At 37.3% G+C, this 14,828-nt stretch carries 13 protein-coding genes; 11 read left to right on the top strand and 2 right to left on the bottom strand.

Annotated elements, in window-relative coordinates; genetic code table 11:
• Window positions 1-13 precede the first annotated feature (13 nt).
• The 7 genes from tsaD (at window position 14) to A3GM_RS0106160 (ending at window position 6,794) form a co-directional block, all read left to right on the top strand.
• On the top strand, window positions 14-1,045 hold the full coding sequence (tsaD, locus tag A3GM_RS0106190; RefSeq protein ID WP_018362519.1) for a tRNA (adenosine(37)-N6)-threonylcarbamoyltransferase complex transferase subunit TsaD: 1,032 nt from the start codon (window positions 14-16) through the stop codon (window positions 1,043-1,045).
• Window positions 1,045-1,560, top strand: coding sequence for a CinA family protein (locus tag A3GM_RS0106185; protein ID WP_018362518.1), 516 nt, complete (start codon window positions 1,045-1,047; stop codon window positions 1,558-1,560). The genes tsaD and A3GM_RS0106185 overlap by 1 nt, the downstream gene beginning before the upstream one ends.
• A gap of 160 nt (window positions 1,561-1,720) precedes the next feature.
• Complete coding sequence (gene rpmB / locus A3GM_RS0106180; RefSeq protein WP_009228801.1) at window positions 1,721-1,984, top strand: 50S ribosomal protein L28; 264 nt, start codon at window positions 1,721-1,723, stop codon at window positions 1,982-1,984.
• 6 nt (window positions 1,985-1,990) lie between these two features.
• A complete protein-coding gene (gene rpmG, locus A3GM_RS0106175) occupies window positions 1,991-2,179 on the top strand; it encodes a 50S ribosomal protein L33 (RefSeq protein ID WP_009228800.1) in 189 nt (62 codons plus the stop codon).
• Between the two features lie 34 nt (window positions 2,180-2,213).
• A complete protein-coding gene (locus A3GM_RS11400) occupies window positions 2,214-2,372 on the top strand; it encodes a DUF4295 domain-containing protein (RefSeq protein ID WP_009228799.1) in 159 nt (52 codons plus the stop codon).
• 565 nt (window positions 2,373-2,937) lie between these two features.
• Complete coding sequence (gene gyrA, locus A3GM_RS0106165) at window positions 2,938-5,529, top strand: DNA gyrase subunit A (RefSeq protein ID WP_018362517.1); 2,592 nt, start codon at window positions 2,938-2,940, stop codon at window positions 5,527-5,529.
• A 47-nt stretch (window positions 5,530-5,576) separates the two neighbouring features.
• Window positions 5,577-6,794: a tetratricopeptide repeat protein gene (locus tag A3GM_RS0106160; RefSeq protein WP_025830104.1), complete on the top strand. Its 1,218-nt coding sequence runs from the start codon at window positions 5,577-5,579 to the stop codon at window positions 6,792-6,794.
• A 602-nt stretch (window positions 6,795-7,396) separates the two neighbouring features.
• On the opposite strand, the gene A3GM_RS0106155 is transcribed toward A3GM_RS0106160, so the two are convergent.
• Window positions 7,397-7,762: a DUF2023 family protein gene (locus tag A3GM_RS0106155; protein ID WP_018362514.1), complete on the bottom strand. Its 366-nt coding sequence runs from the start codon at window positions 7,760-7,762 to the stop codon at window positions 7,397-7,399.
• A 44-nt stretch (window positions 7,763-7,806) separates the two neighbouring features.
• Window positions 7,807-8,301 (bottom strand): flavodoxin FldA, encoded by a 495-nt coding sequence (fldA, locus tag A3GM_RS0106150; RefSeq protein ID WP_018362513.1) that lies wholly within the window; start codon window positions 8,299-8,301, stop codon window positions 7,807-7,809.
• Window positions 8,302-8,818: 517 nt separating this feature from the next.
• On the opposite strand from fldA, the gene A3GM_RS0106145 reads away from it, so the two are divergent.
• The 4 genes from A3GM_RS0106145 (at window position 8,819) to A3GM_RS0106130 (ending at window position 14,821) form a co-directional block, all read left to right on the top strand.
• Complete coding sequence (locus A3GM_RS0106145; RefSeq protein ID WP_018362512.1) at window positions 8,819-9,400, top strand: FKBP-type peptidyl-prolyl cis-trans isomerase; 582 nt, start codon at window positions 8,819-8,821, stop codon at window positions 9,398-9,400.
• 166 nt (window positions 9,401-9,566) lie between these two features.
• Window positions 9,567-10,646, top strand: a complete 1,080-nt coding sequence (aroC, locus tag A3GM_RS0106140; protein ID WP_018362511.1) for a chorismate synthase — start codon at window positions 9,567-9,569, stop codon at window positions 10,644-10,646.
• 284 nt (window positions 10,647-10,930) lie between these two features.
• Window positions 10,931-12,481, top strand: coding sequence for a S8 family serine peptidase (locus tag A3GM_RS0106135; RefSeq protein ID WP_018362510.1), 1,551 nt, complete (start codon window positions 10,931-10,933; stop codon window positions 12,479-12,481).
• A gap of 54 nt (window positions 12,482-12,535) precedes the next feature.
• Window positions 12,536-14,821: a S9 family peptidase gene (locus A3GM_RS0106130; protein WP_018362509.1), complete on the top strand. Its 2,286-nt coding sequence runs from the start codon at window positions 12,536-12,538 to the stop codon at window positions 14,819-14,821.
• The last annotated feature ends 7 nt before the right edge of the window (window positions 14,822-14,828 follow it).

Below are 14,828 nucleotides of genomic sequence, written 5' to 3'. Positions count from 1 at the left end.
TAATAATACTATAATGAAAGAAAAAGATATTTATATATTAGGTATAGAAAGTAGTTGTGACGACACTTCGGCTGCGGTTTTGCGTAATGATGTGCTTTTAAGTAATGTAACATCTTCGCAAGACGTTCATAAAGCCTATGGTGGTGTGGTGCCAGAGCTTGCTTCTCGTGCTCATCAACAAAACATAGTGCCTGTGGTTGATCATGCTTTAAAGAAAGCAGGAATAACAAAAGAACAGCTAAGTGCAATTGCTTTTACTCGTGGTCCTGGTTTAATGGGATCGCTTTTGGTAGGAGTTAGCTTTGCAAAAGGATTGTCGCAAGCTCTTGGAATACCTTTGATTGATGTGAATCACCTACAAGGTCACGTTATGGCTCACTTCATAAAAGAACCAGATAATGATAATGCTATTCCTCCATTGCCTTTCCTTTGCTTATTAGTAAGTGGTGGAAACTCTCAAATCGTGAAGGTAAACGCTTATAATAATATGGAGGTGTTGGGTCAAACCATAGACGATGCTGCTGGTGAAGCGATTGACAAATGCTCGAAAGTGATGGGCTTAGGCTATCCAGGAGGTCCCATTATTGACCGTTTAGCACGTCAAGGTAATCCTCATGCATATAAGTTTGCAGAGCCCAATATACCAGGATTTGATTATAGTTTCTCAGGTCTTAAAACCTCATTCTTATATAATATGCGTAAATGGATTGCAGAAAATCCAAACTTTATCGAGGAAAATAAAGAAGATATTGCAGCCAGTTTAGAATTTACCATTGTAGATATCTTGATGAAAAAGCTAAAGGCTGCAGTGAAAGAAACAGGCATTAAGCATGTGGCTGTAGCTGGTGGAGTGTCTGCCAACAATGGATTACGCAACGCATTCAAAGAACATGCAGAGAAATATGGTTGGACCATTTATATTCCTAAGTTTGGTTATACAACCGATAACGCTGCAATGATTGGAATAACAGGTTATTACAAGTATTTAGATGGTGCATTCTGCACAATAGATAAACCCGCATTTAGTAAAGTAACATTCGAATAATGGAATTAGAAAGCAAAGTTTTAAGTAAGCAGATACAAGAGTATCTTTACAATTATGATGGCACACAACGTTCTTTAGGAACTGCAGAAAGTTGTACAGGAGGTAGAGTAGCAGAGACAATTATGTCGGTTCCTGGCTCTTCTAATTATTATAAAGGAAGCGTAATTGCTTACTCAAACGAAGTAAAAGAAAATATATTAGGAGTTGATCCACAACTCATTGAAGAAAAAACAGCTGTTAGTGAAGAAGTAGCTGTTGCTATGGTGAAAGGTGCTTGCAAAGCTCTTAATGTTACATACTCTATCGTAACAACTGGTATTGCAGGTCCTGCAGGCGCTTTACCTAATGCTCCTGTAGGAACAATATGGATTGCTTACGGAACAGCTGATAAGGTTCGCACATTCAAAATCGAAGAAGATAATGGTCGAGATTTGAATATTGCAGCAGCAACTCAAAAGGCTTTACAACTTTTCCTCGACTTTCTTAAAGAGGAAATAGTGCTTGATGAAGAGTAATTTAGAGTAAATGATTGAGCGAAATACTTCTTTAAAAGAAAAAAAAACTTAATTAGGAACTTTAGAAGGTGTATTCTTTTGTATATTCGATAAATATTTGTAATTTTGCAAACTGTTTGGAATAAGTATCAAAAAACGAATACAAAATTTAAAGATAGCAATGTCTAAGATTTGTCAAATCACGGGAAAGAAAGCCCAAATAGGCTGCAACGTATCTCACTCAAAGCACCGCACAAAGCGTAGTTTTGACGTGAATCTCTTCAAGAAGAAATTCTACTATGTTGAAGAGGCATGTTGGATTAGCCTTAAGATCAGTGCAGCTGGTCTTCGTCTCATAAATAAAGTTGGTCTCGATGCAGCCTTAAGACAAGCCGTTTCAAAAGGTTATTGTGACTGGAAAGACATAAAAGTTATAGGAGAATAATCAATTATGGCAAAGAAAGCAAAAGGTAATAGAGTACAAGTGATACTCGAATGCACTGAGATTAAGAGTAGTGGATTGCCTGGAACAAGCCGTTATGTTACGACTAAGAATCGTAAGAACACTCCAGAGCGTCTCGAAATGAAGAAGTATAATCCTATTTTGAGAAGAATGACTCTTCACAAAGAGATTAAATAAGAAGTTATTCTAACTCAATTAAATATTTAGAATTATGGCAAAGAAAGCGGTCGCATCTCTCCATGAAGGTTCAACGGACGGACGCGCATATTCAAAAGTAATCAAAATGGTGAAGAGTCCTAAGACAGGTGCTTATGTTTTTGATGAAAAAATGGTAGCAAACGAAGCTGTTAAAGACTTCTTCAAAAACTAAATGATAGAACTCTTTTAATAAAAAGTAGGCTAAATTATAGTGATATATAGTTTAGTCTACTTTTTGTTGTTTGTAGCTTCTGTCTTTATTTGTATATTTGTAGCTTTGAAAGGGGAGGATTTACTTTTCAAAGCCTTTTTATTTGTGTCTAATGGCGTAGAATAATCATTTAAGCTTATTCCACCTTTCTTTGTATTAGAATCTTCTTGTATGATGTAAGTGGTAGATATAGATTTTATTTGTTTTATGGAGTGCTTATTAAATAAGGTGTATCGAAGTTCCTTTGTTGTTTTTCTTGTTTTGTTTTTAGGATAAAATGGGCAGGTTAGGAGGACTTAATAATAAGGTGTAAGAGTACCGTTTGTGTAATTATTTCAGTGATGTTATCTTTTAACGACAAAGTTTCTCTTTCCTTATTGTTTTTTAGTTGGATTTGCTTTTATATCTCGAAAAAAAATAGTAATTTAGCACCAATAAAATAAAAGCAAATCGCCTTAAATCGAAAATAAAGGGCATTGTAGGCGATTTTTCAAAAAGAAATAACTTCTAATTATACATATTAGCAATGGATGAAAATCAAACGATAGATCAAGATAGAATTATCAAGATTAATATCGAAGAAGAAATGAAATCTTCTTACATCGACTATTCGATGTCTGTGATTGTTGCTCGTGCTCTACCTGATGTGCGAGATGGTTTTAAACCCGTTCATCGTCGTATCTTATATGGTATGCGTGATATCGGTAATACCAGTAGCAATCCTTATAAAAAGTGTGCTCGTGTAGTTGGAGAGGTACTTGGTAAGTATCACCCACACGGCGATTCATCAGTGTATGGAGCCTTAGTTCGCCTCGCACAAGACTGGAATATGCGTTATACTCTAGTTGATGGACAAGGTAACTTCGGTAGTGTTGATGGTGACTCTGCAGCTGCTATGCGTTACACAGAGTGTCGTTTAGAGAAGATTGGTGAGTATGTAATGGACGACTTGGATAAAGACACTGTAGATATGGTGCCTAACTTCGATGAAACATTACTTGAACCAACTGTAATGCCTACAAAAATTCCAAACCTATTAGTTAATGGTGGAAACGGTATTGCGGTGGGTATGGCAACCAATATGCCTACACATAACTTGTCGGAGGTGATTGATGGTTGTTGTGCTTACATCGATAATGAAGAGATAAACACTGAAGAATTGATGCAATATATACAAGCTCCTGACTTCCCAACAGGTGGTTACATCTACGGTTTGCAAGGAGTTAAGGACGCATATGAAACAGGTCGTGGCCGAGTTGTTATGCGTGCGAAAGCTGAAATAGAAAGTGATGAGAACCAAGATAAGATCATTATCACTGAAATTCCTTACGGAGTTAACAAGCAACAGCTTATTGAATATATCGCAGATCTAGTTAAAGAAGGAAAACTTGAAGGTATTTCAAATGCCAATGACGAGTCTGGTCGCCAGGGAATGCGTATTGTTATTGATGTAAAACGTGATGCAAACGCTAATGTTCTTTTGAATAAACTGTTCAAAATGACAGCTCTTCAAAGTTCATTCTCTGTGAATAACATCGCCTTAGTGAAAGGTCGTCCACGCTTATTGACATTGAAAGACTGCATTAAGTACTTCGTAGAACATCGCCACGATGTAACAATTCGTCGTACAAAGTTCGAACTTAAGAAAGCAGAAGAGCGTGCACACATTCTAGAAGGAATGATTATCGCAAGTGATAACATTGACGAAGTGGTGCAAATCATAAAGGCAAGTCGCACACCAGCACTCGCTAGAACAAATCTTGAGCAACGTTTTAACCTTGATGAGCTACAATCTCAAGCAATTGTTGATATGCGCTTGTCTCAAATCACAGGTTTGAAAGTTGAAGAACTACATGCTCAATTCGACGAACTTCAACAAAGAATTGCTTATTTAACAAGCATTCTTACCGATGATAACCTTTGCAAGAAGGTGATGAAAGATGAGCTAAACGAATTGAAAGAAAAGTTCGGTGACGAGAGAAGAACAAAGATTATTCCTGCAGAACATGAGTTCAATGCAGAGGATTTCTATCCAAATGACCCAGTAGTGATAACAGTTAGTCACCTAGGTTACATCAAACGTACACCACTTTCTGAGTTCCGTGAGCAAGCAAGAGGTGGAGTTGGCTCTAAGGGAGTGCGTCATCGTGAACAAGATTTCACTGAGTTTATCTACCCAGCGACCATGCATCAGACCATGTTATTCTTCACTAAGAAGGGTCGTTGCTATTGGTTGAAGTGCTATAATATCCCTGAAGGCACCAAAGACTCAAAGGGTAGAGCTATTCAAAACCTATTAAATATCGAGCCAGATGATGGTTTGAATGCAATACTTCGATTGAGAGGACTTGATGATGAAGAGTTTGTTAACTCACACAATGTGGTATTTGCTACTAAGAATGGTACAATAAAGAAGACCAGTCTTGAAGCTTATTCCCGTCCAAGAGCAAACGGTGTCATTGCAATTAATATTGCAGAAGGAGACGAAGTGGTTGATGTTCGCCTAACAAATGGTAAGAACGAAATCATTATGGCAAACAAAAACGGACGTGCAGTGCGCTTTAATGAAGAGACAGTACGTGCTATGGGTAGAACAGCAACAGGTGTTCGAGGTATGAAACTTGATGGAGATGATGATCAAGTGGTAGGTATGATTGTTGTAAATGATGCCGAAACCGAGAACGTAATGGTTGTAAGTGAAACCGGATATGGTAAGCGTTCGTCTGTAGAAGACTACCGAGTAACCAACAGAGGTGGTAAAGGTGTGAAGACATTAAATATCACTGAGAAGACAGGACGTGTGGTTGCAATCAAGAATGTCAACGATGATAACGACCTTATGATTATCAATAAGAGCGGTATAACCATTCGTTTGGCAGTTTCTGAGGTGCGAGTTATGGGTAGAGCAACACAAGGTGTTCGCCTAATTAACCTATCAAAGAAGAACGATGTCATTGCAAGTGTTTGTAAAGTGATGAGCTCAGAACTTGAAGCAGCAGCTGAAGAAGAGAGTCGTTCAGAGTTCGATAAGGCACAAGAAGAACTAGATAACACCACAACATCAAACGAAACTTCAGCAGAAACAACTCTTGAAAACACCCAAGAGACTTCTGAATAAAGTGAAGATAGAGATGAAATACAAAACAATTAAAAAATAGAATCACTATGAAAAAATTAATGTTTATGGCTTTAATGGCAGCTTCTGCCACTACAGTCTTTGCACAAGAAGATGCTTTAAAAAACATCTTGAAATCTAATTCGTATGATGCAGCCGCACAGTTGGTTAAATCTAACGAAGCAACTTTTAATGCCGAGCAAAAGGCAAAGGCTTATAATAAGCTTGTAGAACTATCACTTGCAAAGGTTGATAAGGAACAACAAATTATGACAGCCAATGCAACTGCAGAGCAATTAAAACAAGATAACATTCAACCTTACGATACTTTAGGTTATTATGTTGCTCTTTACAACGCTCTAGATAATGCTCTTATCGTGGATAAATACGATCAAATGCCAAATGAAAAGGGAAAAGTTAAACCTAAATTCCACAAGGCAAACCAAGATCGTTTATATCCATTGCGTCCTTATATCATTAGCGCTGGACAAGAAGCAATGAAGAAGAACGATGCAAAAGAAGCATACAAAAACTTCAAGATGTATGTAGAAACAGCAGAAGCTCCATTGTTTGTAGAAGTAGATAGAACTAAAAATCCAGACCAATACTTAGGAGAAATCGCACGTGTTGCTGCAGTTTATGCTTTCCAAGAAAAGGATTTACCATCAGCTAACAAGTATGTTGACATCGCAATGAAGGATCCTGAAGCTAAAAAAGATGCTCTTGGACTTAAGCTTTACTTAATGCAACAAGACTTAAAGACCAAAGAAGACTCTCTATCTTACGTAGAGAAACTAAAGACTTTATATGCAGATGATTCAAACAACGAGCAAATCTTTGCTAATCTTGCAGCAATGTATGGTAGCTTAGGTATGAAGAATGAACAAGCAAAGATGATTGATGCACGTCTTGCAGCTAACTCTGGAGACTTCATGGCACTAGCTATGAGAGGTCAAGAAAGCATGAATGCAGGTAATGATGACGCAGCAATCAACGACTTCAAGAAGGCTCTTGAAACAAAGAAAGATGATTCTCTTGTTCTAACATATCTTGGTTTCACTTTAAACCGTAAGGCAGCTAACATCAATGGCAATAATGCTGAGCAAAAGAAACTATACGAAGAATCAGTTAAGTATCTTGAGATTGCTCGTGATGTAGACCCATCTTGCGAACGTGCAAACTGGAAATATCCTTTGTATCAAGCATATTATTCATTGTATGGTGCAAACGATTCTCGCACAAAAGAACTAGAAGCATTGGTTAAGTAATCGATTGCTTTAGAGAAAATACAATTATCATAAATGGTAGAAGCAACTCAAACCGCTTCTACCATTTTTTGTTTTTAGGAGAGAACAAATGTCTCCTTTTTTTCTTATATCAATAGAACCAATCTACTGTTAGAGCGAAGGTTGTATTATAAATACCAATCACTATAAACAATCAGATTGAACTTTTTAAAACCCATTCTTTTCTCTTTTATTAGTAAAGCCAATCCTTATCCAGTATGTCCACTTGTATTATATTTCCAACGACTAGACTCCTTATAATCTCTTATTATTGTAAAGCTATAACAGATGTATTATAAAGGATGTTCAGAAGTGCAGAACAAGAGATAATATTTCTTGTTTTACAATGGGGAATGAAGTTTATGTGGATACGAATAAAAGTAATCTTGTTCCTTAAATGTATTCCTTTTCTCATCTTTTCTCATCAAACCGCTAGGGGGATAAAAAGCAAAAGGCGGACTTCACAGCCAGCCTAATACATATTATACAAAAACATTATGAATACTTTATTTAGCGAACAAGATCTAAAAGTATATCCTATTATTAAATAATTAAGCGGTTTCACAACCTGCGTTTATCTCCTTTTATTGTGCTTTGGTGCAAGTATCGCATTTACGTTTGCAATATCTTTCGCATTGAACTCGGATATCATATCCAAGTAAAGCACCTAAAATAAAATCTTCTTCAGGAGATAATTGGTTTAAAGGGCGATTAACCATCAGTTTGATAGCATTAATACATTCTTCTTTTCCAAAGAAAATATTGATATTTTTATTGCCAACGGGCTGTGTAACAAACGAAATATCTTGGTTTGCTAGTCGTGAGGTTGCAAACTCTTCGTATTGCTTTTTGCAAGTGAAGAGCACCATAGGACGTACACCTTTTTGGTATTCGTAGATGTGGTTTACCAGCACTTTAAGGTCGGCAGGCATCTTTGCAAGATCAGACATATCGTTATCAAACTGATGATTAATCACCTCTTTAATTTAAATCTTTAAAGACTTGCTTTGATATTTTCTAACCAAGCGTCGATACGTTCTTCAGTTTTGTCGTCTTCATTTACGTCATCAAGAGCCAAACCTACGAACTTTCCGTCTACAACAGCTTCAGAATCTTCAAATGTATAACCGTCTGTTGAAACTTCACCGATTATATTTGCGCCACCTTCTTTAACAACATTGTAAATCTCTGCCATAGCTCCACAGAATGTATCGCTATAACTTTCAGCGTCACCGCAACCAAACAAGGCAACAGTTTTACCAGAAAGGTCAGCACCTTTCAATACGTCTAAACCGTCATACCAGTCGTCTTGCAATTCGCCTGCACCCCATGTTGAAGTTCCAAGCAAAAGATTTTCGTTTGCAGCAACTACGTCTGCTGTTAAGTTTGTTACTTCTAAAGCTTCTACACCTAGCTTACTTGCAATTTGTTCAGCTATGCTTTGGCAGGTTCCTGTTGATGAACCATAAACAACTACTGTTGATTTCATATCCTTATAATTTTAATTTACTATTTCGTTATGTTGATGTTGCAAAGATATACACATTTTTTTGATTCGCCAATACCTAAAAGTAGGGTTTTTAGTAAAATACCTACAAATGATTAGGGACAATGTTCATTCGTTTTATTCTATCCCTAAAAAGAATGATATAGCTATTTTTCTTCCTTAAAATATGATAATCGAGAAGTTATTTTTATGTGTTTCCTATAGATTAATACCTACTTGTTGTGATGTATAAGTGATGAATGATGAGGATTAGAAGACATCAGCTCGAAATGATGTTGATGACCTTTATATATAATAGGTAGAGAGTCCGCCAAACAAAAGCAGTGCAATTGTGATGTAAAAGCAATGCAATTAATAGGCAAAAAGACTGCTATTGCAAGCTAAAAGCAATACTATTAAAATGTAGAAGGAATGAGGTCCTAAATAAAAATGTATTTTTATACGGCTACCTACATTCTTTTTCGTAACTTTGCATAATTCAATTATAAATTAAAACAAAATGGAAAACAATAAAGATAGATATATAGCTGTTAGTTATAAGTTATATACAGTAGACGGAGACCAAGTTTCTTTGGTAGAAGAAGCACCAGCAGATAAGCCTTTTTCTTTCTTAAGTGGATTTGGTTTAACCATCGATGCATTTGAAAGAGAAGTGGCAGGACTAAACGAAGGTGATACATTTAACTTCACATTATTGCCTTCTGAGGCTTATGGTGAGCACCTTGCAGACCGTGTTTTAGACTTAGAAAAAGAGATTTTTACAGTAAATGGTCACTTTGATCACGACAATATTTTTGTTGATGCCATTGTTCCTCTACAAAATGAAGATGGACATCGCTTCAATGGTCGTGTGCTTGAGATTACCGACGATATTGTAAAGATGGACTTAAATCACCCTCTTGCAGGTAAAACTCTAAACTTCAAGGGTTCTATTGTTGAAGCTCGTGAGGCTACAAAAGAAGAGATCCAAGAAATGATTAATCGCATTTCAGGTGACGATAGCTGCAGTGGTGGATGCTGTGGAGGCGGTTGTGGACATCACGATCACGACCATGAGCACAGCTGTGGATGTGGTCATTAATTATTAAACGATAATGAAAGGTAAGTGAAAGAATAAGATGTGGTGCATTGTTTGTGCTCATCTGTTTTTTCACTTATTTTCTTTTAAGAATCAAAGGCAAGTGTTTACGAACTGGCTTTGTTGCTTTTGATAAGGTGTTTACAATATTGGGATAGATAAAGAACAGATGGCAAGCAATAGTTTTGGTAGTCTTTTTAGAATCACTTCGTTTGGAGAAAGTCACGGAGAGGTTATTGGTGGAGTGATTGATGGTATGCCTTCGTGCATTGATATCGATTTTGATTTTGTTCAAGAAGAACTTAATCGCCGCCGACCAGGGCAGAGTTCCCTATCTACTTCACGCAACGAAACAGATAGAGTGCAGTTCCTAAGTGGTATATTCGAAGGAAAATCAACAGGTGCGCCCATTGCTTTTATCGTTCCCAATAGCAATCAAAATAGTTCAGACTACGATTCTTTAAAAGATATTTTCCGTCCTTCACATGCCGATTACACCTACTTTCAGAAGTTTGGAATACGTGATTATCGAGGTGGCGGACGTTCTTCTGCTCGCATAACCATCGCTCGTGTAGTGGCTGGAGCATTGGCAAAACTTGCTTTAAAACAAATAGGTGTAAGCATACAAGCTTATGTTTCGCAAGTGGGAAAGGTGCGTTTAAGCCAACACTATTCACAGTTAAATCTCAACAACATTGAAACCAACTCTGTAAGATGCCCCGTTGAGCAAGTGGCTACAGAGATGCAACAGCTTATTAAAGCAACAAAAGCAAGTGGAAACAGCGTGGGTGGGGTGGTAACTTGCGTGGTAAAAGGATGTCCTATTGGGCTTGGTAATCCCGAATTTGCAAAACTTCATGCTCAATTAGGGGCGGCAATGCTGAGCATTAACGCCGCTAAGGGTTTTGAATATGGTGCAGGTTTCGATTCAGCAGCGGCTTATGGCAGTGAAATGAACGATGAATGGAGATGCGAAGCGGGTGAAATTGGCACCCGAACAAACAATAGTGGTGGCATACAAGGTGGTATAAGTAATGGAGAAGATATCTATTTTAGAGTAGCTTTTAAGCCTGTTGCAACTATACTTCAAGAGCAACAAACCATTGATAGTGAGGGGAATAATGTTGAGTTTACTGCAACTGGAAGACACGATCCATGTGTTGTGCCCCGTTCTGTGCCTATTGTTGAGGCAATGACGGCAATGGTTCTGCTCGATAATTACCTATTGAACAAAGCAACTCGAATGTAAATTTTGTATATTTTTTACGTTCAGGGTTTTATTTGTCCATCATACTCTTATCTCAAATCTATCTTTTCTACTTATATTTTAGCCTTAAAAGTCTTCTTAAAAGAGTAATGTAAAACCTATATTTTATATTACTTTGCTCTCTTTTCTACGAAAATACTATAATATTATAGTATTAATCAATAAAAAAATGTTATTTTTGCATAGCGGTAACTACTATCTTGTCAATAAGATAATACATGTAATACTGGTAAAAAACATTTTTTAGTTATAAAATCTTTTATTTTATGAGAAAAAAGAAACCTATTCTTCTTGCTCTGTTTTTAATGTCTTCTTTATTTAGTACACAGTCTTTTGCTCAGAAAAAGATTGCAAAAGTAGACCTAAGAGCAGGCTGGCACAAACAATATACAGACGAACACAAAGGCATTAACCTTGTTGCTGCATTGCAATATATGAAAGAACAAGGCATAAAGCCAAAGAAAGAAGTGGTTATTGGAATTCTCGATTCGGGAATAGACACAACTTCTGTGGTGTTGAAAGATGCCTTGTGGGTTAATAAAAAGGAAGTAAAAGACAGCAAAGACAACGACCGTAATGGTTATATAGATGATATTCACGGCTGGAACTTCTTAGGAAGTGCCGATGGAACATTTAATCTTTTAAGTGCAGGAACAGAAGAGTTTAGAGAGTTTAAACGCTTATATCCTCTCTATAAAAATGCCGATGCAACCAAAGAAGCAAATAATGAGGAGTTTCAATACTATCAAAAAATGCGTAAAAAGGCAGGTATCGATCGCTATTTGCGTTTTTACCAATTTGGAGTTGCAAAGAATAAAGCATTGCATTCGTTAGATGCGGCAGTGCAAAAGGCATACACCACACAACGAGATACCCTTAGTTTGGCTGCTGCTATGCAAACTTTGGCAGCTAACGAAGCAAACAAACAAAATATAGAAGCATTGCTTTCTGAAGTGATGAAGGCAGCAGAAGGAACTAAATGGAATGCTTTTGTGGCTCAACAAGATAGCTCTTTTGCTTTGACCAAAGCTCGAATTGATGGTATTGAGCACGACAAAGACAAACGTTTGTTGATGGGTGATGATCTTAAAAATGAGAAAGATATTTATTATGGCAATGCCATCTTAGGTTCTTCTGATGCAGATCACGGCACTTTTGTGGCTGGTATCATTGCAGGAAAGCCAGATGAAGCCCACCAAAACTATGGCGGTGTATTTCCAGAAGCGAAGTTGATGATTCTTCGTTGTGTTCCCGATGGTGACGAATATGATAAAGATATTGCAACAGCCATTAGATATGCGGTAGACAATGGTGCAAAGATTCTGAACCTAAGTCTTGGTAAATACACCTCGCCCGATGCTCAAATGGTGAGCAATGCTATTGCTTATGCGGCAAAGAAAGATGTTCTTGTTATTCAAGCAGCAGGTAACAATAGGTTAGATATCGACACAGTTGCTTATTATCCCACAGGAAGAGATGCTAAAGGTAAGGTCTTTGATAACTTTATTCGTGTGGGAGCATCTAACATGAGAGGCACTCTTTCTGCCTTATCTAATTATGGCGCAGAGAAAGTTGATTTCCTTGCGCCTGGCGAACGCATTGCTTCTGTGTTTATGAATGATAAATATGCCTTGTCACAAGGCACGAGTGTGGCTGCTCCTATCGTATCTGCTGTGGCTGCAATGCTAAAAAGTTGTTTCCCAAAACTAAAGGCAAAGACTATTAAGAAGATATTAAAAGATTCTGTAAACCCCGACACTGATGGTGTGATAGATGTGCTTGAGGCTGTTAAGTTGGCTCAAAAAAGAGGCAAATAATAATAGGATAGCACGGGTTTATTGGTTTATCTACAACATAAAATATCTACATAAATGAATTTAAAAGATATAAAGAAAAACTTTAATTACGCCTTGTCTATTGTGATATTCGGCTCTTTGGTGAATATCCCCACAACTATTTCTGCTCAAGAAAAGATAGATTGGGATTTGGTGAAGCGTGGAGAAGAGTCTTTTTTATCAGAGTTATATCAAAAACAGGCTGTTAATGTAACTTGGGTAGCGGGTAGTCATTGGTTATATTACCAGCAATCGACTCCAAAAGGTGTACAAGTGATCTTGCAAAATGCAGAGAACAGAGTGAAAAAGCCTTTATTTAAAGATGTTGATAACTTTGTGCAACAATATAAAAAGCTATTAGGCGATAGCTCTATAACACGAGATAACCTACGTTTATATAGTTTGCAAATGCACAATAACAATCCCAATGTGGTGTATTGGATAAAGGCTGGCAAAACATTTGCTTTCGACTTATCGTCTCAAAAGTTGTCTTTTGCAAAGAAAGAGCTAAAACATTCTTATTTAGAAAAACCTCAAAAGGAACTTACACGAACCACTCATACGACTGATTCTGCCTTTACAATGTTAGGCGATCAATATAATTTGTATCTTAGAGACAATCGTTCGGGGCAGCAAGTACAGCTCACTACTGATGGAAAAGAAAGTGCTTCGTATTGTATTCGCTCTGCTAAAAAAGCCATAAAAGAAGGCCATGCGGCTGGAATGTGGTGGAATCATATCTATATTTATTGTATGATTGATGATAGCGAAGTGAGTGATTTGTATCTTATTAATGCGCTATCGAAACCAAGACCATCGTTAAAAACCAAGAAAATGCCGCTTCCTAATGAAAAAGGGGTGCGCCAATATAAGGTGTTTTGGTGCAATGCCGATACTAAGAAGTGGGGCGTTTTACCCATAAATAAGTTTAAAGACGCTGTGTTGGATATCAATTATCAAATTCAAGATAATGGTATTCTATTCACAAGACGTAGCCGTGGGGTAGATACTCTTGAGCTTTGTCGACTCGATTTGCCCACAGGTAAGGCACAGATGCTTATTCAAGAGGTGGTAAAACCTCATTTAAATATCACGCTTTCAGGCTATAAAGTAATTCAAAAGACTGGCGATATCATTTGGTGGTCAGAGCGTTCGGGTCGTGGAAACTATTACTTATATAATAAAAACGGTCAACTTAAGAATCGAATAACACAAGGCGATGATCTCATTGCAGGATCAATCTTAGATGTTAACACGTCGAATAATACTATTATCTTTGCTGGTTATGGCAAAGAAAAGGCCTCAGACCCTTGTTACACCTATTATTATAAGGCGAATTTGAATGGAAAGCAACAAGAATTGTTGACTCATGGTGATGGAACTCACGAGTTGTCGTTCTCAGAAGATAAGCGTTTTGCTATTGATAGCTATTCAAGAATGGACCTTCCAACGGTGTATAATGTTGTATCCATAGCACAGCCCAAAAAGAATTTTGAAGTAATTAGACGCTCAGATGAGCCTCTTAAGGCTGTAGGTTGGCAACCTCCGAAGCTTATTTCATTGAAAGCGGCAGACAATAAAACCATGCTTTATGGCTTGATGTATCTTCCTTATAACTTAGATGTCAATAAAAAGTATCCTATTATATCTAATGTTTATCCAGGACCACAAGACGATCAGCTTCCACGTTCATTCACTTTAGATGATAATGGCAATCAAAGCTTGGCCAATATGGGTTTTATTGTGGTGAATATTCCGCCAAGAGGAAGCTCACCTTTGCGTGGAAAGGATTTCTATACTTATGGATATGGCAACCTAAGAGATTATCCTTTGGCTGATGATAAGCACAGTTTGGAGCAATTAGCAAGTGAATTTAGCTTTATAGACTTATCTCGTGTAGGCATATACGGCCACTCTGGTGGTGCATTTATGACGGTTGCGGCAATGTTAACCTATCCTTCTTTTTATAAAGTAGGCGTTGCTGCATCGGGAAATCACGATAACAACATTTATATTCAATGGTGGGGAGAAACCTTTCACGGCTTAAATGGAAAGATTCCAACGAACATTGAGCTGGCAAAGAACTTGCAAGGACGACTCCTTTTGATGCATGGTGACATGGACGATAATGTTCCTTATGCTTCAACTCTTCGTTTAGCAAATGCCTTTATCAAAGAAGGTAAGCGCTTTGATATGCTCATTTTGCCAGGAAAAGACCATAGTGTGTGGGGCAATTACTTTCAGAATAAGGTGAGATACTACTTTAAAGAACATCTTGTTTCACCTCAAAAAGAAGATATTAATATAATAAATCATCAATAATACATTT

Origin of the sequence: Hoylesella nanceiensis DSM 19126 = JCM 15639, from assembly GCF_000379965.1 — a bacterium.
In the GTDB taxonomy this organism is placed as follows: domain Bacteria; phylum Bacteroidota; class Bacteroidia; order Bacteroidales; family Bacteroidaceae; genus Prevotella; species Prevotella nanceiensis.
Note: the sequence above shows the minus strand (reverse complement) of the source record. Positions and strands in the feature narration are given on the sequence as shown.

Bases quoted from the DNA above. Each gene is read 5' to 3' on its own strand.
- aroC (WP_018362511.1), top strand. From the start codon at position 9,567: ATGGCAAGCAATAGTTTTGGTAGTCTTTTTAGAATCACTTCGTTTGGA.
- A3GM_RS11400 (WP_009228799.1), top strand. From the start codon at position 2,214: ATGGCAAAGAAAGCGGTCGCATCTCTCCATGAAGGTTCAACGGACGGA.
- A3GM_RS0106155 (WP_018362514.1), bottom strand. From the start codon at position 7,762: ATGTCTGATCTTGCAAAGATGCCTGCCGACCTTAAAGTGCTGGTAAAC.
- A3GM_RS0106145 (WP_018362512.1), top strand. From the start codon at position 8,819: ATGGAAAACAATAAAGATAGATATATAGCTGTTAGTTATAAGTTATAT.
- tsaD (WP_018362519.1), top strand. From the start codon at position 14: ATGAAAGAAAAAGATATTTATATATTAGGTATAGAAAGTAGTTGTGAC.
- A3GM_RS0106185 (WP_018362518.1), top strand. From the start codon at position 1,045: ATGGAATTAGAAAGCAAAGTTTTAAGTAAGCAGATACAAGAGTATCTT.
- A3GM_RS0106160 (WP_025830104.1), top strand. From the start codon at position 5,577: ATGAAAAAATTAATGTTTATGGCTTTAATGGCAGCTTCTGCCACTACA.
- gyrA (WP_018362517.1), top strand. From the start codon at position 2,938: ATGGATGAAAATCAAACGATAGATCAAGATAGAATTATCAAGATTAAT.
- rpmG (WP_009228800.1), top strand. From the start codon at position 1,991: ATGGCAAAGAAAGCAAAAGGTAATAGAGTACAAGTGATACTCGAATGC.
- A3GM_RS0106135 (WP_018362510.1), top strand. From the start codon at position 10,931: ATGAGAAAAAAGAAACCTATTCTTCTTGCTCTGTTTTTAATGTCTTCT.
- rpmB (WP_009228801.1), top strand. From the start codon at position 1,721: ATGTCTAAGATTTGTCAAATCACGGGAAAGAAAGCCCAAATAGGCTGC.
- fldA (WP_018362513.1), bottom strand. From the start codon at position 8,301: ATGAAATCAACAGTAGTTGTTTATGGTTCATCAACAGGAACCTGCCAA.
- A3GM_RS0106130 (WP_018362509.1), top strand. From the start codon at position 12,536: ATGAATTTAAAAGATATAAAGAAAAACTTTAATTACGCCTTGTCTATT.